The following is a 22,221-nucleotide window of genomic DNA, read 5'->3' on the forward strand; positions in this document are numbered from 1 at the left end:
TGGCAGCTGTCACAATCGCCGGCATGACGACACCCGCTCCCAAAGCCCGCGCTTATCGCGGCATCAGTATTGAGCAGCGCCGCGCTCAGCGGCGCCAACAGCTGCTGGAAGCCGGCACCCAAGTCATCGGCCAGCAGGGATTTCGCGCCACCACCGTGCGCGCCGTTTGCCAGCAGGCGGGGCTTACCGAACGCTACTTCTACGAATCCTTTGCCAACAGCGAAGCCTTGTTGGGAGCGGTCTACACCCAAGCCATCGAACAGGTCAGCCAAACGCTGGCGGAAGCCCTACTGAGCCAGCCCGGCGCCGATGCAGAACAACGCAGCCGCAATGCGCTACACGCCTATTTCAGTTACCTGGCCGAGCACCCGGAAGCGGCGCGCATCATGATGGTGGAGATCCTCGGTGTCAGCGCCGAAGTGGACGCGCTGTACCAGAAGGTGATGGAAGACTTCACCGCGCTGCTCGATCAGTTATGGGGCGAGCTTTATCCCGCCGCCGGTACCCTGCCGGCGCCGCGCATCCAGTTGTCGGCCGGCATTCTCGGCGCCCTGGTATATATCGCCGCACGTTGGTTGATGAACGGTTACCAAGACCCGCTCGACCAAGTGGTGGACGCCGCCCATACCATAGTGCAGGCGGTCAACCAGCACTTGAGCCACTGATCCCGGTCGCCGCAACGCAAAAAAAACCCCTCCGAAGAGGGGTGAGTCACCAGGAAAGTCTGGGCCAGAGCCCGTAATCAGATCAGAAGTGGTACCAGGCCGAGAACTGCACCCGGTTCAGTTCGTGCTTGGTGCCGCCCACTTCTTCCAAGTCGTAGCGTTGCAGTTCGATGCCGTAGGTCAGCGGACGGATCGGCGAGTACAGCAGGTTCAGTGACGCGGTGCTGTAGCGCGCATTGGCGGTAGCGGCATAGCGGCCGCGTTCGCGGATGGCGCTGTCGGACCAGGCCAGCGAACTGCGCAGTTTTTCGGTCCAGAAGTGGCGGTAGATGGCCGAGTAGCCCCAGGCATCGACCCCGTGAATGCTGGTGCCGCCCTGCTCCACCACCGCATCGGGGAAGCTGCGCAGGCCCATGTAGCGGCCGACGTTGCCGTAGTTCACTTGCAGGCGAATGTCGTCCTTGCCCACGGTTGGGATGCGCGCGGTCAGGCTGTAGGCGTCGGTCCACTGATAGTCGCGGCCGGTGGCATTATCCAGCGCCATGCGGCGCACCGCTGCGGCCGCCGACACATAGCCCCAGTTGCCGTTGAAGCTCAGCCGCGCGATCAAGTCGGGCACGTCTTGGTTGCCGGCGCCGGTGTCTTCCGGGTTTTCCATCGCCAGTTCCAGCTTGCCGCCGTCGAACGGATGGGTGTAGCGCACCATCGCCTGACGCACGAAGTTGACGCTGGCGTGCTGGCCGAAGCCCACCAGTTCACCCACCCCCATCAGGTCAGTGAAGGTCGACCAGGTCTGGCCCACCAACAGCCGGCCGTAACTGCCGTAAGCTTCACGCAGACGCGGGGCGTAGCTGTTCGAGACCAACTCGTTGGCCTTGGTGTCTTCACCGTAAAAGTCCACCGACACGAAGGTGCGGAAGGTGTTCTCGCCCACCGGGGTGCTGGTGGAAAACGCGAACTGGCTCTGCCGCGCCGACAGTGTGGTGCGGTAGCCGAGGTCTTTATCGGTGCTCTTGACGCCGGCAGCGGTGACCACTTCCCAGGCCTTACCGCCTTGATAACCGCGATCCGACACCGACACGTCGCCTTTCATGTAGCCGGAAAAGCGCAGCGTAGTATTGCCGACGACGAAACCGCCGGCCGGGTTGCGGCGCACGTTGTCGGCGCTGTCGGCTTTCATTTCCGCCAGTTCCGCTTCCAATTCCGCCAGGCGCTGTTCGATATCCACCGCGCCGTGGGCCAGCGGCGCAGCCAGCGCCAGGGCAATGCTCAAACTCAGAGTGGTGGCAGGTGTTTTCATTATTCTGGTCCAACCATGTTGTTGTAAGAGACTTGGCCGCCGCCGCAAAGCCGCGGCCGGAGTACGCCTGCGCCGAAACGCAGGCCGAGCGAACCCGCTGCCGGGTGATGCCGGCAGTGGAAAGCTGTTCAAAATCAGGAAAATTCAGTCAGTCAGGCGGTGCAGCGCCGACCATGAAGGAGCCGCGCCCCACCGCGACTTGATGACCGTCGGCATCGTAGACCTCCCCCAGGCCGACCATCACGCGGCGGCCGGGTTTGATGATGCGTGCGCAGGCCCGTAACTGGCCGGGGCCGGCAGCACGCAAGAAACTGACGTTGAGATCCAGCGTGGCCGGGCGCGCGTCATACCCGGCCGCCGCCCGCACCGCAGTGCCGAGCACGGTGTCGATCAGGGTGCAGTAAACCCCGCCGTGCACCACGCCATAGGCCTGCAATAGCTGCGGCCCCACCGGCAGCAGGATCTCCGCTTCACCGTCCTCGATGCCGCCCACTTGCACGCCGAGGAACTGGCGGAACGGATTGCTGAGGTTCCATTGCACTTCATCCGCGGTGGTCCAGACCATGGGACACTCTCCAGTCGGCGCCAATCAGACCGATTGCTGTTGATCGGCAGCGGTTTGCGGCTGATCCCAATATTTCTGCCGCAGCACAAACTTGAGCACCTTGCCGGGGCCGGAATATGGCAGCTCTTTAAGGAATTCCACCGACTTCGGCACCTTGTAGCCGGCCAGACTGTCGCGGCAGTGCTGTTGCAGCAACGCTTCATCGGCCTCACTGCCGGGATGCAGGACCACCACCGCATGCACGGCTTCGCCCCATTTGGTGCAGGGAATGCCGATCACCGCGCATTGCGATACCGCCGGGTGGCGCATCAGCACGTTCTCGATCTCGGCCGAGTACACGTTCTCGCCACCGGACACGATCATGTCCTTGATGCGATCGACCACGTAAATGTAGCCATCGTCATCCATGTAGCCGCCGTCGCCGGTGTGCATCCAGCCGCCGCGCAGGGTTTCCGCGGTTTCTTCCGGCCGGCCCCAGTAGCCGAGCATCACGTTGGGGCCGCGCACGATAATTTCGCCCACTTGGCCGCGCGGCAGCTCTTGGTCATGTTCATCGACGATGCGCACCTGGGTGGCCATGGTGGCCTTGCCGGCGGAGCGGATGCGGCCGGAGGCCCAGGCGGCCGGCAGGTGGTTTTCCCAGTTGTTCATGGAGATCACCGGCGCCGTTTCGGTCATGCCGTAGGCTTGGATGAACTCGGCTTCGGTGAACACTTTCTGCGCCCGTTCCAGCAGCGCCAGCGGCATCGGCGCCGCGCCGTAGGTGATGCGTTTGAGGCAGGAGAAATCCGCGCCCACTGCGTCCGGATGGTCGAGCAGCATCTGCACCATGCTCGGCACCCACATCACGTCGTTGACGTTTTCCTGCTGGATCAAGCGGATCAGTTCGCCGACATCAAACGCCGGCATCATCACCGAGGTGCCACCCAGCATCACCTGCGCCACCAGCTTGCCGAGCGCGGCGGTGTGGAACAGCGGCGGCGCCATCAGCGTGATCACCAGCGGCAGCGGCGCGTTTTCGGCGCGGCCGGCAATCTGCGACGACCACATGTTCATGTGCGACAGCATCACCCCTTTGGGTGTGCCAGTGGTGCCGCCGGAGAACACGATGCAGGCGAGATCGTCGCCACTGCGCAAGCGATCTTCGATGGGTGCCACGCCGTCAATGAACTGCGCGTAGGAGGTAAAGCCTTGGCTGTCGCCCTCGCCCACCACCACGATGTTGCCGTTCAAGCTCGGGCACTCTTGTTTCAGGTACGGCGCCGCCGACAGGAAAGTGCGCTCGACAAACAGCAGCGAGGCGCCCACGTCGTTGATGCCGAAGCTCATTTCCACCGGCGCCCAGCGGGTGTTCACCGGCACCGCCACGGCCCCAGCCCACCAGGCGGCCAGGAAGAACTCCATGCAGAAGTTGGAGTTCAGCGACAACAACGCCACCCGATCACCATCTTCCACGCCAGCGCGCCGCATGGCGGCAGCCAGACGTGCCACCCGCTCGGCCAGCTGGCGGTAACTCCAGCGCTCGTCACCTTCGATGGTGGCGATGCGCTCCGGGCACTGCTGCACCGCACGGTGCAATCCTTGAGTCAGATACATGGTTACGCTCTTCCTTCAGTCGAGACGGATGCCAGCTTCACGGATAACGGTGCCCCATTTGCTGTAATCACTGGCCACCACCTTTGCAAAGTCACTCGCCGGCACCGGGTCGATGACCAGCGACAGGTTTTCCACCCGCTGCATCACCTCTGGATCTTTCAGGGCGCGCAGCATCAAGTCCGACAGCCGTTGTTGCAGCGCCGGGTCCATGCCAGCCGGGCCGAATAGCCCAAACCAGCCTTTGTTATCCATGCGTTCGTAGCCCAGCTCTTTGAAAGTGGGCACGTCTGGCAGCGCCGGCATGCGGTAGGTGCCGGTCATCGCCAGCGCATTCATGCGGCCAGCACGCACGTGGGGTGCGGCACCGACGCCAGACATGATCACCGCCGTCACCTGGCCGCCGAGCAAGTCCGACACCGACGGCGCTTCGCCGCGGTAGGCCACATGGGGAATATCGAGTCCGGTCTGTTTGGCAAAGGCATAGCCGTACAGGTGCCCGGAGGAGCCGGCGCCATAGCTGCCGTAGCTGGCGTGGCTGGGATCATTGCGGATGTATTCCACCAACTCTGCCGGGGTGGTGATGCCGCTTTCCGCGCGCACCACCATCACCAGTGGCGTGGTCACCAACTGCGCGATAGGGGTGAAATCCTTGATCGGGTCAAACGGCTGACGGCTCAGCATCTGCGGGGTTTGCACGATGTTGGTGATGGTCAGCATCAGCATGTGGCCATCGGCGGGAGCACGGGCGACCACTTCAGCGCCAATGTTGCCGCCGGCGCCAGCGCGGTTGTCGACGATCACCGGCTTGCCCAGTTCGCGGTGCATGAATTCAGCCAGCACTCGGGCCAGTGAATCGGTGGCACCCCCGGCGGGGAACGGCACCACTAGGCGCACTGATTTGCGCGGCCAGTTGTCGTCAGCCCAGCTGGCTGGGGCCAAGGCCCCAAGGCCCAATGCCAGCAGCGTTGCTGCCGTGGCGAGGTATCGTTTCATGGCGTTCTCGCTGTTGTTGTTATGTGTTATGGCTTCATCTTCAAAGATGAAGGGGGCGCGCTCAATGGCCTTTTTTTTCATTAATCATTGGCGATTAGCGCGCACTATTTCTGAATATTTCAGCCTTCAACGCTGATGTTTGCTTTCTTGATGATCTCGCGCCACATGCGGTTGTCGTTGCTGATGATGGCGCCAAATTCTTCCGGACCAAGCGGGTCCATGATCATCATGATGTTGTCAATGCGCTGGCGAACGTCCGGCTCCTGCACCACTTTCAGTGCGGCTTCGGCCACCCGATCACGCACCGCGATATCCATGCCTTTGGGGCCGAGAATGCCGATCCAGCCTCGGGTGTCGATGTCGACATAACCCAGCTCCTTGAAGGTCGGCACGTCCGGCAGCACCGGCGAACGGCGCGGGCCAGTCACCGCCACCGGCACCAGTTTGCCGGCCCGGATGTGCGGCATAGTGTTGCCGGAGATGCCGGCAATCACCGCCGTCACTTGGCCCGCCAGTAGGTCCGTGATGGACGGTGATTCACCGCGGTAGGCAATGTGCGCCATGTCGAGGTTGTTCTTCTCGGCCAGCGCGAGGCCATAGAGGTGGGCGGAAGAACCGATGCCGAAGCTGCCGTAGCTGTGTTTGCCTGGCTCACTGCGCACCAGTTCAACCAGTTGCTCGATGTTCTCGATGCCGCTGTCGGCATTGACCACCATCAGGCCGACGCCGGTTACCAGCTGGGCAATGGCGGTGAAGTCCTGCTCGGCGTCAAACGGTGGTTTTTCGAACATATGCGGGATCTGCACCATTGGCGTGAAGCCGAACAGCAGCGTATGGCCGTCGGCGCGGGCGCGCATCACCGCTTCGGCGCCGATGTTGCCGCCGGCGCCGGCGCGGTTCTCAACGATCACCGGACGCCCCAGCTCCCGTGACAGCCCTTCACTGACAATCCGTGCCAAGGCATCGACGGTGCCACCGGCGGCAAACGGCACCACCATGCGGATGGTCTTAGTGGGGTAATCAGCTCCCGCCGTGGAGACCTGAAGCAGCGCTGCGGCCATTACCAGCAGTGCCGAAAAGCTCTTCATGAATCGCGTCATCATTTTCCATCTCGCGGTTGTTTTTATGATGTCTCCGATAGTGGAATCCCGGCACGGTGCTCTCAATGGCCGGACTGGTCACCACCGGTTGGCCAAATCCATGCTGACGACCACTTTTGGCGGTTCCGCCAAACGGGCACGCTGACAGCGTAGAGATCGGTAACACCCGGCGCCACAGTGACACCGCACTACCCGTTTTACAGGCAAAAAAAACCGCCGTTCACACGGCGGCGGAGAGCGGCTGCGGGGGCGGTTTGCCGGCGCCCCCGCAACCTGCACAGCGCATCAGGCGCCCAGGGCGCGCACCATGTTGCGAGCAATGATCATCTGCTGCACCTGGGTGGTGCCTTCGTAGATGCGGAACAAACGTACGTCTCGGTAGAAACGCTCAATGCCGTATTCGGCCATGTAACCGGCGCCGCCGAAGATCTGCACCGCGCGGTCTGCCACGCGGCCGCACATTTCCGAGGCGTACATCTTGGCGCAGGCCGCTTCAGTGGAAATATTCTCGCCGTTGTCACGTCGTTGCGCGGCGTCGAGCACCATGCACTTGGAGGCGTACAGCTCGGCCTTGCTGTCGGCCAACATGCCCTGCACTAGCTGGAAGTCAGCGATGCGCTGGCCGAACTGCTGGCGCTCCACCGCGTACTCCAGTGCATCCTGCAGCATGCGCTCGGCCACGCCGACACAGATGGCGGCGATGTGAATGCGGCCCTTGTCGAGCACCTTCATGGCGGTCTTGAAACCTTGGCCTTCTTTCAGACCAATCAGGTTGGCGGCCGGCACTCGGCAATTTTCGAAAATCACATCGCAGGTATGAGCGCCGCGCTGGCCCATTTTCTTGTCACGTTTGCCGAACGAGATGCCCGGCGTGCCGGCGTCAACGATGAACGAGGAAATACCGCCGGCGCCCTTCACCGCCGGATCGGTGCGTGCCATCAAGGTGAACAGCCCGGCATGGGGCGCATTGGTGATGAAACGCTTGGTGCCATTGACCACATAGTGGTCACCATCGCGGAGGGCGGTGGTACGCAGCGAGGCAGCGTCGGAACCGGATTCCGGCTCGGTAAGCGCGAACGAGGCCATTTTTTCACCGGTAGCCAACTGCGGCAGATAGCGCTGTTTCTGCTCGTCGGTGCCGTCCATCAGGATGCCTTGGGAGCCGATACCCACGGTAGTGCCGATGATGGAACGAAACGCCGGTGAGGTTTTACCCAGCTCGAACATCACCCGGCTTTCTTCTTCCATGGTCAGCCCAAGACCGCCGTATTGTTCCGGAATGGTCAGCCCAAACAGCCCCATGTCGCGCATCGCCTGCACGATGTGCTCAGGGATTTCATCGGTCTCAGCCACCAATTCCTCGTTCGGTACCAGCTGTTCGCGCACGAAACTGGACACGGTATCGAGGAAGGCATTCATCATTTCTTGGTCACGGATCATGTCGTCTCTCCACGGCCCCGCCCGGCGGGGCCGGCAATTACAGGGTGGCAGCGGTGCCAAGAATGGCGGTGGACTGGCTCGACAGCGTGCCGCCGTTGCCGTGTGCCAGCGCCACCTGGGCACCGCTCACTTGACGCTCGCCGCACTGGCCGCGCAGCTGTTCCACCGCTTCGATCAAGGCAAAAATGCCGTACATGCCGGGGTGGCCCCAGGACAGGCCGCCGCCGTTGGTGTTCACCGGCAAGCGCCCGCCGGGCGCAATAGCGCCGCCCTCGACAAAGGCACCGCCCTCGCCTTTGGCGCAGAAACCGAGGTCTTCGAGGAACAGCAAGGTGTTGATGGTGAAGGCGTCGTACAGCTCCACCACATCCACGTCCGCCGGCGTCAGCCCGGCCATGGCGAACGCGCGCGCGCCGGATTCTTGGGCGGCGGTGACGGTGAGGTCGGCCATCGAGGAAATCTGCCGGTTCCAGCAGGCGGTGGCGTTACCGAGCACGTACACCGGCGGCTGGCGCAGATCGCGGGCACGGTCACCGCGTACCAGCACATAGGCACCGCCACCATCGGTGACCAGGCAGCAGTCACGCACCGTCAGCGGGTCGGACACCATGCGCGCATTGAGCACGTCGTCGATCGACAGCGGACCGCGCTCGAATGCAGTCGGGTTGCGCTGCGCCCATTGGCGCGCCGCCACCGCCACTTCCGCCAACTGACGGCGCTCGGTGCCGAACTCATGCATGTGACGATTGGCCGCCAGCGCGTAGGCGCTGGGCGGCAGCATCGGCTCGTAAGGATGTTCGTAGGGCTGCGGATCCAGCAGCTTGCGGCTGGCCACGATGTCGCGCCGGTTAAAGGTGGCGGAGCGCTGAGCGCTGCCGTAGCACACCAGCACCGCGTTGCACTGGCCCGACATCAGCGCCTGCATCGCCGGCAGCAAATGGGCAATGAAGCTGGAGCCGCCGAGCATGGTGCCGTCGATGAAGGTCGGGCGGATGCCAAGGTGCTCCACCACCACCATCGGCCACATCGTGGCGGTGACGCTGGCGGTGCACAGACCGTCGATGTCTTGCATGGTCAGACCGGCATCGGCCACTGCACGCTGGGCGGCGCCCACCAGCAGTTCCATGTCGGTATAGCCCGGCACTACGCCGCAGCCGAAGGTCGCGGCGCCGGCAATCGCCACCTGGCCGCGTAGGGAATTGAGATCAGTCATGGTCAGCTCCGGCTCACAGGGGATCGAACAACAACAGGCCGCGATCTTGCTCGCGCGCCACCCGCGCCTGCACTCGCAGGCCGATGGCGACTGCGTCCGGCGCCACACCTTCCACTCGGCTCATCAGCCGCACGCCTTCGTCCAGATCCACCAACACCACGTTGTAGTCACCGCCCAGCTCCGCCTTGCGGCGCACCACTGTGGTGGCATACACGGTGCCGCTGCCGGCCGGCGTCACGAACGCCAGTTGATCAGCGCCGCAGTGCGGGCACAGCCCACGCGGGTAGAACACATGCTGCTGGCAGCCGCCGCAGCGCTGGATGACGAATTCACCGGCGTCCAGACGCGCTTGCCACGCCTGCTGCACGCCGCTTTGCATTTCGCTCATGACAGGCTCCTTACACCGGGTCCCAGCAGAACACGTCGCCGGACCGATCCAGCGGGTGGTAGGACGCGCGCAGCGCCGGCAGCGCATGCTCCAGCACCCGCTCCGGGGTCCAGCCGTCGCTCTGGTGCACGCTGCGCACCGGCCGCGGCTGGCTCATCAGCACGATTTCGTTGTTGCGCACCGCAAAGATCTGGCCACTGGTGTCGGCCTGGTCGCCCAGCAGCGTCACCGCCAGCGGTGCGACTTTGTCCGGGGTCATTTGCTGGAACCGCGCCAACCGTGCTTTTTCTTCCGGGGTGTCCGCCGGCACCGAGCCGGTCATGCGGCTCCAGGCGAATGGCGCGATGCAGTTGGAACGCACGTTAAAACGCTGCATGTCCAGCGCGATGGATTTCGACAGCGCGGCAATACCCAGCTTGGCCGCCGAATAGTTGGCTTGACCGAAGTTGCCGATCAGGCCGGAGGTGCTGGTCATGTGCACAAAGGCGCCGCTGCCCTGCTCTTTCATGTGCGTGGCGGCCGCGCGGCTGATGTAGTAGGCGCCGTACAGGTGCACCTTGATCACTGCATCCCACTCCGGCTCCGACATTTTGTGGAAGATGCGATCGCGCAGAATGCCGGCGTTGTTCACCACGCCGTCGATGCGGCCAAAGTGGTCCATGGCGGCGCCGACAATACGCTGGGCGCTGGCCGCTTCCGACACGCTGTCGGTGTTGGCCACCGCCTCGCCACCGAAGCCGCGAATTTCGTTGACCACCGCCTGCGCTGGCCCGGCATCCAGCCCTTCGCCGCTGAGCGAAGCGCCGATGTCATTGACCACCACGCGCGCGCCCTGACGCGCCGCCAGCAGCGCAATTTCTCGGCCGATGCCGCCGCCGGCACCGGTCACCACTACTACTTTTCCTTCCAGCATTGCAGTCATGTCATGCGTCCTGTTCAGAAGCTTGGGGCCACACAAACAGCGGCGGCTGTTTGGTGAGGAATCGGTCGATGGCCTGGCGGTGGTAATCGCAGCCAAACACCAGCGCTTGGGCGGCGGCTTCGGCGTCGAGCATGCTGTCCAAGTCACTGTTGATGGCGCGCGCGGTGAGCGTCTTCACCAATCCCACTGCCAGCGCTGAAGCGCCGGTGAAGCTGTGAGCAATCTGCTGCGCACGCGCCAGCAACTGCTCGCTAGCCACCACTTCACTGACGATGCCCAAGGCGTGGGCACGTTCGGCGTCCAGCTCTTGGGTGGACAGCATCAACTCGCGCGCCAAGCGCGGGCCCACCGCACGCGGCAGGCTGTAGAGCGCCGCCAGGTCCGGCACCGCGCCCACTTTCAGGAACGACATCGAAAACCGCGCCCGCGGCGTGGCGAGGATCACATCGGCCACCAACGCGAGGCTGAAACCGGCACCATAGGCGGCGCCGTCGACCGCGGCGATGACCGGCTTTTCCAGCGTCATCAGGTCTTTCAGCCAGTGGTGCAGGCCGCGCATACGAGTGCGCCAGCCGTCGTTGTCCAGTTCGGCACCGAGGATGCCTTCCAGATCGCCACCGGAGCAGAACGCCCCGCCGGCGCCGGTCAGCACCACCGCGCGGATGTCATCATTACGGCGCAGCTCCTGCACCACCTCGGCCATGCGCTCGCGCATCGCCAAGTTGAGCGCGTTGCGGCGCTGCGGCCGGTTGAAGGTCACGCGGGCCACGCCGTCGTGCAGATCAAGCAATACCGGGTCCATCGTTCAGGACTCCTTGGCCAGAGATACAGGGGATTGCACCGCCTCGCGGTAGTCGCGGCTGCCACGCAGAGCGTTGCCGCCATCCACTTTCACCACCGTGCCGGTGACGTAGGACGCCAACGGCGACGACAGCACCAGCGCCATGTGGCCGACGTCTTCCACGGTGCCGAGACGTCGCAGCGGCACCTGATCGACCACCGCCGCCAACGCCTCCGGCTCCGGCGCCAGTCGGCGCATGCCTTCGGTGTCAGCGATCGGGCCAGGCACGATGGAGTTGACGCGGATGCCTTCCGGCCCCCACTCCATCGCCAGCACCTGGGTAAGCATGTCGACACCGGCCTTGGCGGCGCACACATGGGCTTGGAACAGCGTCGGGTTGAACGCTTGAGAGGCGGAAATATTGATCACCGAGGCGCCCGGCTTGCGCAGGAAGCCATAGGCGTTGCGCAGCACATGGAAGGTGCCCATCAGGTCGATTTCGATCACGGTGCGAAAACCGTTTTCTGACATGCCGGTGGCCGGCGCGAGGAAATTTCCCGCCGCGCCGGACACCAGCACGTCGATCGGGCCCCAGTGGCGGTGGGCTTCGGCCAACGCCGCGCGCACGCTGTCCACATCGCGCACATCCGCCGGCAGTGCCAGCACCTCTCCGCCATAGCGGGCCAGTTCAGTGGCCGCCACACCGAGCTTTTCCGCCGAGCGGCTGAGCAGCGCCACGCGCGCGCCACGGGCCGCAAACGCATGGGCAATGCCGAGATTGATGCCGCTACTACCGCCGGCGATGAAGACGTTGCGTTGGCTGAAGTCCAGTTCCATCACCGTCACTCCAGCCGAATGCCGGTGTCTTCGATCACCCGCGTCCAGGTGCCGACGTCGGCGTCATAGATCTTGGCGAACTCGCTGCGGCTGTTGCCCACCGGACGCAGCCCGAGGCCGTGAAGGATGTCTTGCACGTTGTCCTGCGCGACGATGGTCTGCACCGCTTCCGACAGTTCATCAAGAATGGCAGTCGGCACCCCGGCCGGGGCGAACAGCGCGTACCAGCCGTAAGGCTCGTAATCGCGGTAACCAAGTTCAGTCAGCGTCGGCGTTTCCGGCAACAGCGGCGAGCGTTCGGCCCCCGTCACCGCCAGCACTTCAAAGCGGCCAGTGTTGAGGTGCGAGCGCACCGAGCCGGTGTCGACCACGCCCAGCGTCAGTCGCTCACCGAGCACATCGGTGATCAGCGGCGCGGCGCCGCGGTACGGCACATGCACCAAATCCAAGCCGGCTTGCTTACGCAGCATTTCGCCGTGGATGTGCGATGAGGTGCCGGTGCCATAGGAGCCATAACTGTGCTCACCCGGCTCAGCTTTCATGCGCGCCAGAAACTGCTCTAGGCTGCTAATGCCAAAGCGATTCGGCACCACGAGGAAGTCCTGCGAGCGGGCAATCTCGGAAATCGGCTCGAAGTCCTTGCGCACATCGAACGGCAGGTTGGCGTACAGCGCCGGCAGCTGCGCCATCGCCGTAATACCCAGCAACAGCGTCAGTCCGTCCGGCTTGGCGCGCGCTACTGCGTTGCCGCCGGTGATGCCGCTGGCACCGGGGCGGTTGTCGATGATCACCGGCCGCTGCCAGCGCTCCGACAGTTCCTTGCCGAGCGTGCGGGCGATGGTGTCGGCGCCGCCGCCGGCTGGGTACGGCACCACCAGACGCACGGGTTTATCGGGGTAAGCACCCTGGGCGCCAGTGGCCACGCCAAGTACCGCGACGGCCAGCAACGCGCGCCGCAGCGCGCGGCGGATCAGGTTCGATGGGGAGGTTGTTGTTGTCATCATGGTCCTCTCTCTCAGCGGGTAATCAGTCGCCGGACACTCCGGCTTCGGCGACATGGGTGAGTTGCTGTTCATCCTGCACTTCACGCCACTGGATCTTGCCGGTGGCCGAGCGCGGCAGGCTGCTGCGGAATTCGACAAAGCGCGGCGCCTTGTAAACCGCCATCTTGCTGCGCGCCCAAGCGATGATGTCGGCTTCGTCATGGGTGGCGCCGGGTTTCATCACCAGCACCGCTTTCACCGCCTCGCCGCTGCGCCGATCAGGCACGCTGACAATGCAGGCTTCCTGCACCTGCGGGTGGTGGTAAAACAGGCTTTCCACTTCCGCCGGCCATACCTTGTACCCGGACACGCTGATCATTCGCTTGAGCCGGTCGCGCATGAAGAAGTAGCCCTCCTCATCCACCGAGACCAAGTCGCCGGTGCGGAAAAAGCGCTTGCCGTCACGGATGAGGAACGACTCCTCGTTGGCAGTGGGGTTGTTCCAGTAACCGACCATCACTTGCTCGCCGCAGGTGATCAGCTCGCCCACTTCGCCGGGCGGCAGCTCTTCCAGCGTGTCCGGGTCGATCACCCGTGATTCGACGCCGAAGGTGGGCATGCCGAGGCATTGCGGCTTGCCGCGCTGCACCGGATTGGCGTGCAAGAAGGCCGCGGTTTCGGTCAGCCCGTAGGCTTCGTTGAAATCAATCTGGTACTGCTCGCGCAGCATTTTCGAGATCGCTTCCGGCATTGCCGCGCCGCCGCCAGCCAGCAGCGTCAGGCTCGACAGATCCCGTTCGCGCACCACCGGATTGGAGAAGAAGTCCACCAGCATCGCCGGCGTCGCTGACCACATGCTGACGCGGTAGCGCTCGATCAGTGCCGCCGCCAGGCTTTCATCCCAGCGCGGCAGCATGATCACGGTGGCACCGAGGAACACCGGCAGGTTCATGCCGTTCTGCATGCCCAGCAGGTGAAACAGCGGCGCCACACTGAAGAACACCGACTCCGAATGCAGTCCGCGCCACACTGCAGAACCGGCCACTGCGGCCATCACCGAGCGGTGGGTGTGCACGCACCCTTTGGGATGACCGGTGGTGCCAGAGGTGTACGGCAGGATGCTCATCTGCTCCGGGCCAAACCGCTCCGGCACCGCCGGACGCCCCGCAGCCAGCGCGTCGGCAAGGAAGGTCACTGACGGGTCGTTGATCGGCTGGCGTGGCAGCGCCACCCAGCCGGGCACTTCAGCGCTCAGTGGCCGGCCGGCGTAGTCGCTGTAGGTGTGCACCACCAGGTGCGCGAGACGACCGTCGTCTAGCAGCGGCCGTGCGCGCTCGTACATTTCCTGGGCCAGCAGGCCGACACGGGCGCCGCTGTCTTCCACAAAGTAGGCCAGCTCTTGGCTGGTGCTCATGGCATTAACCGGCACCACCACCGCCCCCAACCGCACTATCGCGTAGTAGGCGATGAAGAATTGCGGGCAGTTCTGGCTCAGCAGGATTACCCGCTCACCACGCGTGACACCGCAGTGATATTGCAGGTAACCGGCCAGCAGATCGGCCTCGCGCGCGAGCCGCGCATAGCTCAGGCTGGCGCCGTAGAACACCACCGCCGGCCGCTCCGGGTAACGGGCGGCAGCGGTGGCGAGGTTGTCCCACAAGGTCACGTCCGGCAGCGTCAGTGTTGACGGCATGCCCTTGGGCCAGAAAGGGTGATGGGCAGTGCTCATGGCCACTCCTTGTTGTTATCACAGTCCGCTAGCAGGACTCAGCGCGGTTGCTCCAGCGAGCGCGCCACCAGCTCTTTCATGATCTCGTTGGCGCCCCCATAGATGCGGCCGACACGGGCGTCGGTGTACAGGCGCGCGATCGGGTACTCCATCATGTAGCCGTAACCGCCGTGCAGCTGCAGGCATTCGTCGATCACCTGGCAGTTGGTTTCGGTGACCCACCACTTCGCCATCGAGGCCGTGGGCACATCGAGCGTACCGGCCAATGCGCGCTGGATGCAGTCGTCGACAAAGCGCCGTGCCACCGCTGCTTTGGTATGGCACTCGGCCAGCTTGAAGCGGGTGTTCTGCAGGTCCATCAGACGCTGCCCGAACACCTTGCGCTGGTCGGCGTAGTCGTAGGTGTCGGCCACCGCCCGCTCCATCATCGCCGTGGCGCCGATGGCGATCAGCAGCCGCTCACGCGGCAGCTCTTTCATCAGCTGCACGAAGCCGCGCCCTTCCTCGCCACCGAGCAAGTAGGCCGCTGGGGTGCGCACCTCATCGAAGAACAACTCGGCGGTGTCTTGGCCGCGCTGGCCGATCTTCTCTAGTAGCCGCCCGCGCCGGAACCCGGCGCAGTCGGCGGTCTCCACCATCAGCAGTGACAGCCCCTTGGCACCCGGGATCGCCGGGTTGGTACGGGCCACCACGCACACCAGATCGGCGTGCAATCCGTTGGTGATGAAGGTCTTGGCACCGTTGATCACATAGCTGTCGCCGTCGCGGCGGGCACTGGTGCGGATCGCTTGCAGATCGGATCCGGCGCCCGGCTCACTCATGGCGATGGCGGCGACCATCTCGCCGCTGGCCATGCGCGGCAGCCAGCGCAGCTTCTGCGCTTCGGTACCGTGATTGAGGATGTAGTGGGCCACAATGGCGCTGTGCACGTTGAGGCTGAAGCTGCCCACCTGGGCACGCGCCTGCTCGGCACAGATCACCGCGTCGTAGGCAAAGCTGCCACCGGCGCCGCCGTACTCCACCGGAATGCTGGCGCACAGCAAACCGTGTGCGCCCAGCTCGTTCCAGACACTGCGGTCGCTGTGCCCTTGGCGGATCCAGTCCATTTCACGCGGCGCAAATTCCTGCTCGAAGATCTTGCGCGCACTGTCGCGGAAGATGGTCAGATCCTGGTCCATCCACAGCGGGGTCTCTTGGCTCATGGTCATCGCCCGCTTATGGCCGGCCGCCGCCACAGATCAGTGACTGGCCGCTGATGTAGTTGGATTCCGGGATGCACAGCAGATAGACCGAACCGGCCGCTTCCTGCGGCGTGCCGGCACGGCCCAGCGGAATGGTGGACTCGGCCGCTTTCAGGTTGGCACTGCGTACACCGACGCGGATCGCGCGGCCTTCGATGTCGACCGTGGTTTCTTCTTCGGTGGGCTGGGTCAGGCGGGTGTTGATCAGCGCAAACGCCACCGCGTTGACGTTCACTTTGTAGCGGCCCCACTCTTTCGCAAGCGCCTTGGTCATGCCGACGATGCCGGCCTTGGCAGACGAATAGTTGGCTTGGCCAGCGTTGCCAAGCACGCCGGAGGTGGACGAAATATTCACCACCTTGCGGAACACTTCTTCACCGCGCTCAGCTTCTTCTTTGGCCGCTTTGCGGATGAACTCGGAGGCGGCGCGCAGGATTTTGAACGGCGCGGTCAAGTGCACATCGATAATGGCGTGCCACTGCTCGTCGGTCATTTTCTGGATCACGTTGTCCCAGGTGTAACCGGCGTTGTTGACGATGATGTCGAGCCCGCCAAGCTGCTCCACTGCGGTATTAACAAAGCGCTCGGCAAAACCGTCTTCGGTGACGCTGCCAACGCAGGCCACGGCGCGGCCGCCGGCGGCAATGATGTCGGCCACGGTTTCATTGGCCGGTGCTGCATCGAGGTCGTTGACCACCACCGCCGCGCCTTCGCTGGCCAGTTTCAGGGCGATTTCACGGCCGATGCCGCGGCCGGAGCCGGATACGATGGCGACTTTGCCAGTCAGTTTGCTCATGTTGTGCTACTCCCCAAGTGGGTATCGATTCAGTTCGGCAGGCCGAATTCGGCCTCGCCCTTGAGTTTGATGTCGCCGTGCTGATTGGCGCTGGTGAGCGCCACCCGCACCCGCGTTTCGCCGTCCACCTGTTCCACCGCGGTCACTTCCCCTTGGCAGCTGATGGCATCGCCGATATGGGTGATCGACACAAAACGCACGTCAAAGCGGCGCAGCTGGTGCTGCGGTGCCCAGCCGGTCAGCAACCGACCGAGGTAGGCCATCGACAGCATGCCGTGGGCGAACACATCGTCCTGGCCCGCCGCGCGGGCAAAATCCAGGTCCACGTGAATCGGGTTGTGGTCGCCGGAAGCGCCGCAATACAGCGCCAGATCGAGGCGGCTGATGGGGGTGGTGGTCAGCACCGGCAGCGCGTCGCCGACCCGGGCTTGAGACAAGGAAGCAGTCATGGGATCGGCTCCGGTCAGCTGTTGCGCACGACGGTGACGCAGTTGAGTTCGGCCACCAGCTGGTCGTGCTGGTTGGTCACCCGGGTTTGGCGCACTACAAACTCCAGCGCGCCACCCTTTTTGGCGTAAATGTCGGAAATGCGCGGCGCAAACGTAATGCGATCACCGACACACACTGGCCGGTGGTAGATGAACTGCTGTTCACCGTGCAGCACCTTGCCGATATCAATGTTCAGCAGCTCACGCATGGCGCTCGGCTGCGGGGATTCCATTTCCAAGCAAAACAGGAAGGTCGGCGGAATCGGGATATCGCTGTAGCCGGCGGCACGCGCCGCCTCGCGGTCAACGTAAATCGGGTCAGCGTTGCCGGTGGCTTTGGCGAAAAAGCGCAGCCGACCGGCTTCCACATCCACGCTAAACGACGGCAGCTCCGTGCCGATAAAACGGGTATCGATCATGTCCGGTTCCTCAGGCGCCCACTTTCTCGTACAGCGTCACCACACAGGCGCCGCCGAGGCCGAGATTGTGTTGCAGGCCGTGGCGAGCCCCCTCTACCTGCCGCTTGTCCGCTTGGCCACGCAGTTGCCACACCAGCTCGGTGCACTGCGCCAAACCGGTGGCGCCCAGCGGGTGGCCCTTGGACAGCAGGCCACCGGACGGGTTGGTCACCACCCGACCGCCGTAGGTGTTGTCGCCGTCGAGAATGAATTTCTCGGCGGTGCCGGGCGCGGTCAGGCCAAGGCCTTCGTAGGTGATCAGTTCGTTGGCGGTGAAGCAGTCATGCAGTTCCACCACCGGAATATCCTGCGGGCCGACGCCTGCTGCTTCGTACACCTGTTTGGCGGCAGCGGCGGTCATGTCGTAACCGACCACTTGGCGCATATCACCGGCGTCAAAGGTGCTGTCGGTATCGGTGGTCATGGCCTGGGCGGCAATGCGCACCGCCGGGCTCAGGCCGTGGCGACGGGCAAAGTCGTCTGAACACAGCACCGCAGCAGCGGCGCCGCAGGTGGGCGGGCAGCACTGGAAACGGGTCAGCGGATCGAAAATGGTGGGCGCCGCCATCACTTCTTCCAAGGTGATCGGCGCGCGGAATACCGAGTACGGGTTGTTCGCAGCGTGGGCGCGGGCCTTCACCGAAATACGGCCAAAGGTGTCTTTGGAAATGCCGTATTGCTTGATGTAGTCGCGGCCGGCACCGCCAAACAGCTGGGCAGCGCGCGGCGCTTGCGGATCAAAGCCTTGGATCTCGCTCATGGCGTCTTGGAACCGCGCCATCGGCGACGGACGGTCATCGAACGCGCCTTTCAGCGCGCCCGGCACCATTTGCTCCATGCCCAGCACCAGTGCGCAGTCGATGGCACCGGAGGCCACCGCTTGGCGGGCGAGGAACAGTGCGGTGGAGCCGCTGGCGCAGTTGTTGTTGACGTTGAACACCGGAATACCGGTCAGGCCGACCCCATACACCGCCGCCTGGCCGCAGGTGGAATCACCGTAGACGTAGCCGACAAACGCTTGTTGCACCAGTTTGTAGTCGACGCCAGCATCCGCCAGCGCAGCCTTGGCCGCTTGGGCACCCATGACCGAGTAAGGGTCGCTGGCACCGGGTTTGGTGAAGGGGATCATGCCGACGCCGGCGACAAGCACGGACTGACTCATGGGACGCTCCTGAATAGTTATTGTTGGATTCAGCGCCACCGCTTCCGGCGCTGCGATGGTTACAGCGTCGCTTTATGGCGGCGCTGTCTCAATGGCGCATTCCAACAAACCGATTGGCGAAACCTTTCAGTTATTTTTGTTATTTACAGAATTCATGATCCCTCTCGCCGCCGCGCCCGGCACTGAATCCGGACGCGTCGAAAGCAGGCAATAAGGCAGGATTAATCAGTGGTAGGCGCTGCTCTGAAGGCGGCGACTGCGGTATTCACCCGGCGGCAATCCGGTCCATTTCTTGAACGCACGGTGAAAGGTGCTGGGTTCGGAAAATCCGACCATGCCGGCAATGTCCACCAGCGATAATTCCAGCCGCGACAGGTATTCGATGGCGGCATCACAGCGTAAGCTGTCTTTCAGCGCCTGATAGGTATGACCTTCGTCGGCCAAACGCCTACGCAGCGTCTGCGGCGTCATACCGAACACCTGACCAACATCTTCCAGCGTGGGCATCTCGCCGCTCAGGTGGCGACGCAGCAGACGCCGGACCCTCTCAGTAATGCTGGTGTGGTCGCGGTATTTCACCAACAGGCTGGATGGCGCCTGGTGTAGGAAGGTGCGCACACTCAGGCTGTTCTGCGCCACTGGCAGGTCCAACCAGCGCGCTTCGAAATCAAACCCCAGCTCGCCGGTAGCAAACGACACCGGCGCCTGGAACAGCATTTTCACGTAGGGCTCGCGGTTGCGCTCCATATCGAGGAAATGCAGCTGGGTGAGCGGCAAGCGCCGCGCCACCAGCCACGAGGCAATGCCCATCGAGAAAAACAGAAACAGCCGTTCGGCATAGCAGCCCTGCGCCGGCGCCCCGCCGCTGCGGGTGATACGCACCCGCGCCACGTCATTTTTCACCGACAACCGCGCGGTAAAGTCGTCGATCATCATGTGGTAGAAACTGAAGCCGTAGCGCATTGCCTCGCCGAGGGTGTCGCACTGGATCAGCCGATGGCACATGTGCGAGAACGAACCGACCCGCAACGGGTGGCTGCACAAGCCGAAGAATTCATCACGCAGTGTATTGCGCAGCACCCGCGTCAGGCGCGCGTATTGGGCTTGAGACACCCGCGACAGCGGTGATTCCAGCAGTGTTGGGGAAATATCGGCCCGATTGAGCAAGCTGCCCACGTCATGGCCGAGGCGCTCAGCGCCGGCCAAAATCTCCTTCACCTGGAAAATCAAAATAGTGTGGTTGGTCGTAGCAGGATCCCGCTCTAGCGACATCTGGAAACCCCTCCGTTGTCATTCTTGTGACCGGGGCGCCCACAGGCGCCCCGGCAAGGGGCGGACGGCAGATCAGGCCGCCGCAGCGGCCTGCGCCTGACGGCGCCGGCGCGCGTTGCGCCACATGCCAAAGCCGGCATACAGCAACAGCGCGGCGGTGATCACCAAGAAGGTGGCGCTCACCGGGCGCTGCATGAACACATCAAAAGCGCCACGCGAGAGCAGCATGGAACGGCGGAAATGCTCCTCCAGCAGCGGCCCGAGCACAAAGCCGAGCAGCAGCGGCGCGGTGGGAATGCGCACCGCATTCATGGCCAGTCCCACCAGCCCGAAGAACAGCGCCACATAAACGTCGAACACACTGTTCTGCGCGCTGTAAACGCCGATGCAGATGAACACCAGGATCGCCGGGTAAAGGATGTGGTAAGGAATCGCCAGCATCTTCACCCACAGTCCATTGAGCGGAATGTTGAGCACCAGCAGCAGGATGTTGCCGATCCAGAAGCTCATCACCAGCCCCCAGAACATTTCCGGGTATTCGGTCATGAACAGCGGCCCCGGCACAATGCCGTGGATCAGCATCGCGCCCAGCATCAGCGCCATGATGGCGTCGCCGGGAATGCCGAGGCTGAGGGTGGGAATGAAACCGGCCTGCACCGCCGCGTTATTGGCCGCCTCTGGAGCAGTAATGCCTTCCACTGCCCCGTGACCAAAGCGCTCCGGCGTGCGCGACACTTTCTTTTCCAGTAGGTAGGCCATGAACGCCGACAGCGTCGGCCCGACCCCAGGCAGGATGCCGATGGCACTGCCCACAATGGAGCCGCGCGCCGCCGGCTTGGGGATCAGTTTCCACTCTTCGCGGCTAGGGAACATCGAACGCAGCGTCACCTTACCAATGTTCGGCCGCTCACTGCCCTTGCGCAAAATATTGCTGACAATTTCAGAAATCCCGAACAAGCCCATGGCGATGGCCACCAGGTTGATACCATCACTGAGGTCATTGAGGCCGAAGGTGAAACGGTACTGACCGGTGGTGACATCGGTGCCAACAATGCCGAGCGTGACGCCGATCACCACCGACGCTAGCCCTTTCAGCGGCGAGCCGGTGGACAGCGTCGAGGCGGCGATCAGGCCCATCAGCATCACCGCGAAATACTCGTAGGAGCTGAACCCGAGCGCCGCCTCGGCAATCACCGGGGCAAAGCACATGACGATGATGATGGCGAACGAGCTACCAATAAACGAGGCGATGGCGGTCACGAACAATGCCACACCAGCCTTGCCCTTCTGCGCCATCGGGTAGCCGTCAAGGCAGGTCACGGCACTGGAAATCGAGCCCGGCAGGTTCATCAGAATCGACGCGGTGGAGCCGCCGTATTGGGCGCCGTAGAAAATCCCCGCCAGCATAATCAGCGCGTAGGTGGGGTCGATGTGGAAGGTCATCGGCAGCGCCAGCGAGATGGCGGCCATGGCGCCAATGCCAGGCAGCACGCCGACAAACGTGCCCACGGTGACGCCGATAAAGCAGAACAGCAGCGCTTCCGGGGTGATGGCGGTGGACAGCCCGAGGGCAAAATTAGACAGCAGATCCATGGCTCAGCCCCCGAATGCGTTCAGTGGCAATGCCAGCGCGTGGATGAACAGAGCCACCCCCAACGCGGACATCACGGCGGCAATCACCAAGGTGCTGACCGGCCGCAGCGGCGGTTCCGCCAGACTGCTGAGCAGCACCAGCGCTACCGTGGCCGGTACCAGGCCAGCGCGCTCTACCAGCGCTCCGAAGCTGAGCACCCCGAGGCCGATCATCAACACCGGCCGCAGCGGAATGCGTTGCAATGCGCTCTCGCCGGCGCGGATCGCTTCCCAAATCAGCGCCACGCCGACCAGCGCCAGCAGACCACCGAGGATCACCGGGAAGTAACCGGAGCCCATGCGGCTAAGGGTGCCGACCGGATAACCGCGACCGATGACCACCACTGCCACGCCCAGTGCCACCACCGACAGGGCAGCAATCAAATCAGGCAATTTCTGGCGGCTCACCATGACGCCACCTCCCGGCGCTGCCGTTGGCCTGCGCCTTGCCACGACCCGGTACGGATCGCGGTCCTCCATTGCGGTTTGTTGAGCAAACCCATGGTTGGACTCCCGTTGTTTTTATTCTCATTGGTCAGCTTCGCTGCCAGCACCGATGACCGGCATCGAAGCGCGTCGTCGTCTCCAGCTCTCGCCCGGCAAAAACCGTAGCCCGGCCCGGAACCGCAGATGCCCGGAAAGACTGACCGCTGGGTCCAG

General features: G+C 63.6%; 22 protein-coding genes. 1 reads left to right on the plus strand and 21 read right to left on the minus strand.

Annotated features, from left to right (window positions below; all coding sequences use genetic code 11):
• The first annotated feature begins 23 nt into the window (after window positions 1–23).
• The gene (locus AB5I84_RS09275; RefSeq protein ID WP_369455572.1) at window positions 24–665 is read left to right on the plus strand and encodes a TetR/AcrR family transcriptional regulator; all 642 of its coding nucleotides are present in this window, start codon (window positions 24–26) and stop codon (window positions 663–665) included.
• An 82-nt stretch (window positions 666–747) separates the two neighbouring features.
• Here the strand turns inward: AB5I84_RS09275 and AB5I84_RS09280 are convergent, their stop codons facing one another.
• The 21 genes from AB5I84_RS09280 to AB5I84_RS09380 form a co-directional block, all read right to left on the minus strand.
• Window positions 748–1,965, minus strand: coding sequence for a DcaP family trimeric outer membrane transporter (locus AB5I84_RS09280; protein WP_369455573.1), 1,218 nt, complete (start codon window positions 1,963–1,965; stop codon window positions 748–750).
• Between the two features lie 148 nt (window positions 1,966–2,113).
• Window positions 2,114–2,530, minus strand: a complete 417-nt coding sequence (locus AB5I84_RS09285) for a PaaI family thioesterase (RefSeq protein WP_369455574.1) — start codon at window positions 2,528–2,530, stop codon at window positions 2,114–2,116.
• Between the two features lie 24 nt (window positions 2,531–2,554).
• Window positions 2,555–4,126: a long-chain-fatty-acid--CoA ligase gene (locus AB5I84_RS09290; protein WP_369455575.1), complete on the minus strand. Its 1,572-nt coding sequence runs from the start codon at window positions 4,124–4,126 to the stop codon at window positions 2,555–2,557.
• Window positions 4,127–4,141: 15 nt separating this feature from the next.
• Window positions 4,142–5,119, minus strand: a complete 978-nt coding sequence (locus AB5I84_RS09295) for a Bug family tripartite tricarboxylate transporter substrate binding protein (protein ID WP_369455576.1) — start codon at window positions 5,117–5,119, stop codon at window positions 4,142–4,144.
• 119 nt (window positions 5,120–5,238) lie between these two features.
• Window positions 5,239–6,207, minus strand: a complete 969-nt coding sequence (locus tag AB5I84_RS09300; RefSeq protein ID WP_369455577.1) for a Bug family tripartite tricarboxylate transporter substrate binding protein — start codon at window positions 6,205–6,207, stop codon at window positions 5,239–5,241.
• A 297-nt stretch (window positions 6,208–6,504) separates the two neighbouring features.
• Entirely contained in the window at window positions 6,505–7,659 is a 1,155-nt protein-coding gene (locus AB5I84_RS09305) for an acyl-CoA dehydrogenase family protein (protein ID WP_369455578.1), read from the minus strand.
• Window positions 7,660–7,696: 37 nt separating this feature from the next.
• On the minus strand, window positions 7,697–8,872 hold the full coding sequence (locus AB5I84_RS09310) for a thiolase family protein (protein WP_369455579.1): 1,176 nt from the start codon (window positions 8,870–8,872) through the stop codon (window positions 7,697–7,699).
• 13 nt (window positions 8,873–8,885) lie between these two features.
• On the minus strand, window positions 8,886–9,260 hold the full coding sequence (locus tag AB5I84_RS09315; RefSeq protein ID WP_369455580.1) for a Zn-ribbon domain-containing OB-fold protein: 375 nt from the start codon (window positions 9,258–9,260) through the stop codon (window positions 8,886–8,888).
• 10 nt (window positions 9,261–9,270) lie between these two features.
• Window positions 9,271–10,182 carry an SDR family NAD(P)-dependent oxidoreductase gene (locus AB5I84_RS09320; protein WP_369455581.1) on the minus strand — a complete coding sequence of 304 codons (912 nt, stop codon included), beginning with the start codon at window positions 10,180–10,182 and terminating at the stop codon, window positions 9,271–9,273.
• A gap of 1 nt (window position 10,183) precedes the next feature.
• Complete coding sequence (locus AB5I84_RS09325) at window positions 10,184–10,984, minus strand: enoyl-CoA hydratase/isomerase family protein (RefSeq protein ID WP_369455582.1); 801 nt, start codon at window positions 10,982–10,984, stop codon at window positions 10,184–10,186.
• A 3-nt stretch (window positions 10,985–10,987) separates the two neighbouring features.
• The gene (locus AB5I84_RS09330; protein WP_369455583.1) at window positions 10,988–11,800 is read right to left on the minus strand and encodes an SDR family oxidoreductase; all 813 of its coding nucleotides are present in this window, start codon (window positions 11,798–11,800) and stop codon (window positions 10,988–10,990) included.
• Between the two features lie 5 nt (window positions 11,801–11,805).
• On the minus strand, window positions 11,806–12,804 hold the full coding sequence (locus AB5I84_RS09335; RefSeq protein WP_369455584.1) for a Bug family tripartite tricarboxylate transporter substrate binding protein: 999 nt from the start codon (window positions 12,802–12,804) through the stop codon (window positions 11,806–11,808).
• Between the two features lie 22 nt (window positions 12,805–12,826).
• Window positions 12,827–14,512, minus strand: coding sequence for a long-chain-fatty-acid--CoA ligase (locus AB5I84_RS09340; RefSeq protein ID WP_369455585.1), 1,686 nt, complete (start codon window positions 14,510–14,512; stop codon window positions 12,827–12,829).
• A gap of 38 nt (window positions 14,513–14,550) precedes the next feature.
• The gene (locus AB5I84_RS09345; RefSeq protein ID WP_369455586.1) at window positions 14,551–15,714 is read right to left on the minus strand and encodes an acyl-CoA dehydrogenase family protein; all 1,164 of its coding nucleotides are present in this window, start codon (window positions 15,712–15,714) and stop codon (window positions 14,551–14,553) included.
• 13 nt (window positions 15,715–15,727) lie between these two features.
• On the minus strand, window positions 15,728–16,549 hold the full coding sequence (locus AB5I84_RS09350; RefSeq protein ID WP_369455587.1) for an SDR family NAD(P)-dependent oxidoreductase: 822 nt from the start codon (window positions 16,547–16,549) through the stop codon (window positions 15,728–15,730).
• 29 nt (window positions 16,550–16,578) lie between these two features.
• A complete protein-coding gene (locus tag AB5I84_RS09355) occupies window positions 16,579–16,998 on the minus strand; it encodes a MaoC family dehydratase (RefSeq protein ID WP_369455588.1) in 420 nt (139 codons plus the stop codon).
• 14 nt (window positions 16,999–17,012) lie between these two features.
• A complete protein-coding gene (locus AB5I84_RS09360; RefSeq protein ID WP_369455589.1) occupies window positions 17,013–17,456 on the minus strand; it encodes a MaoC family dehydratase N-terminal domain-containing protein in 444 nt (147 codons plus the stop codon).
• 10 nt (window positions 17,457–17,466) lie between these two features.
• Window positions 17,467–18,657: a lipid-transfer protein gene (locus AB5I84_RS09365; RefSeq protein ID WP_369455590.1), complete on the minus strand. Its 1,191-nt coding sequence runs from the start codon at window positions 18,655–18,657 to the stop codon at window positions 17,467–17,469.
• 225 nt (window positions 18,658–18,882) lie between these two features.
• Complete coding sequence (locus AB5I84_RS09370; protein ID WP_369455591.1) at window positions 18,883–19,929, minus strand: AraC family transcriptional regulator; 1,047 nt, start codon at window positions 19,927–19,929, stop codon at window positions 18,883–18,885.
• Between the two features lie 72 nt (window positions 19,930–20,001).
• On the minus strand, window positions 20,002–21,522 hold the full coding sequence (locus AB5I84_RS09375; RefSeq protein ID WP_369455592.1) for a tripartite tricarboxylate transporter permease: 1,521 nt from the start codon (window positions 21,520–21,522) through the stop codon (window positions 20,002–20,004).
• A 3-nt stretch (window positions 21,523–21,525) separates the two neighbouring features.
• Window positions 21,526–21,972, minus strand: a complete 447-nt coding sequence (locus AB5I84_RS09380) for a tripartite tricarboxylate transporter TctB family protein (protein ID WP_369455593.1) — start codon at window positions 21,970–21,972, stop codon at window positions 21,526–21,528.
• Window positions 21,973–22,221 lie beyond the last annotated feature (249 nt).

The sequence above is a fragment of the Alcanivorax sp. REN37 genome, from assembly GCF_041102775.1.
GTDB lineage: Bacteria > Pseudomonadota > Gammaproteobacteria > Pseudomonadales > Alcanivoracaceae > Isoalcanivorax > Isoalcanivorax beigongshangi.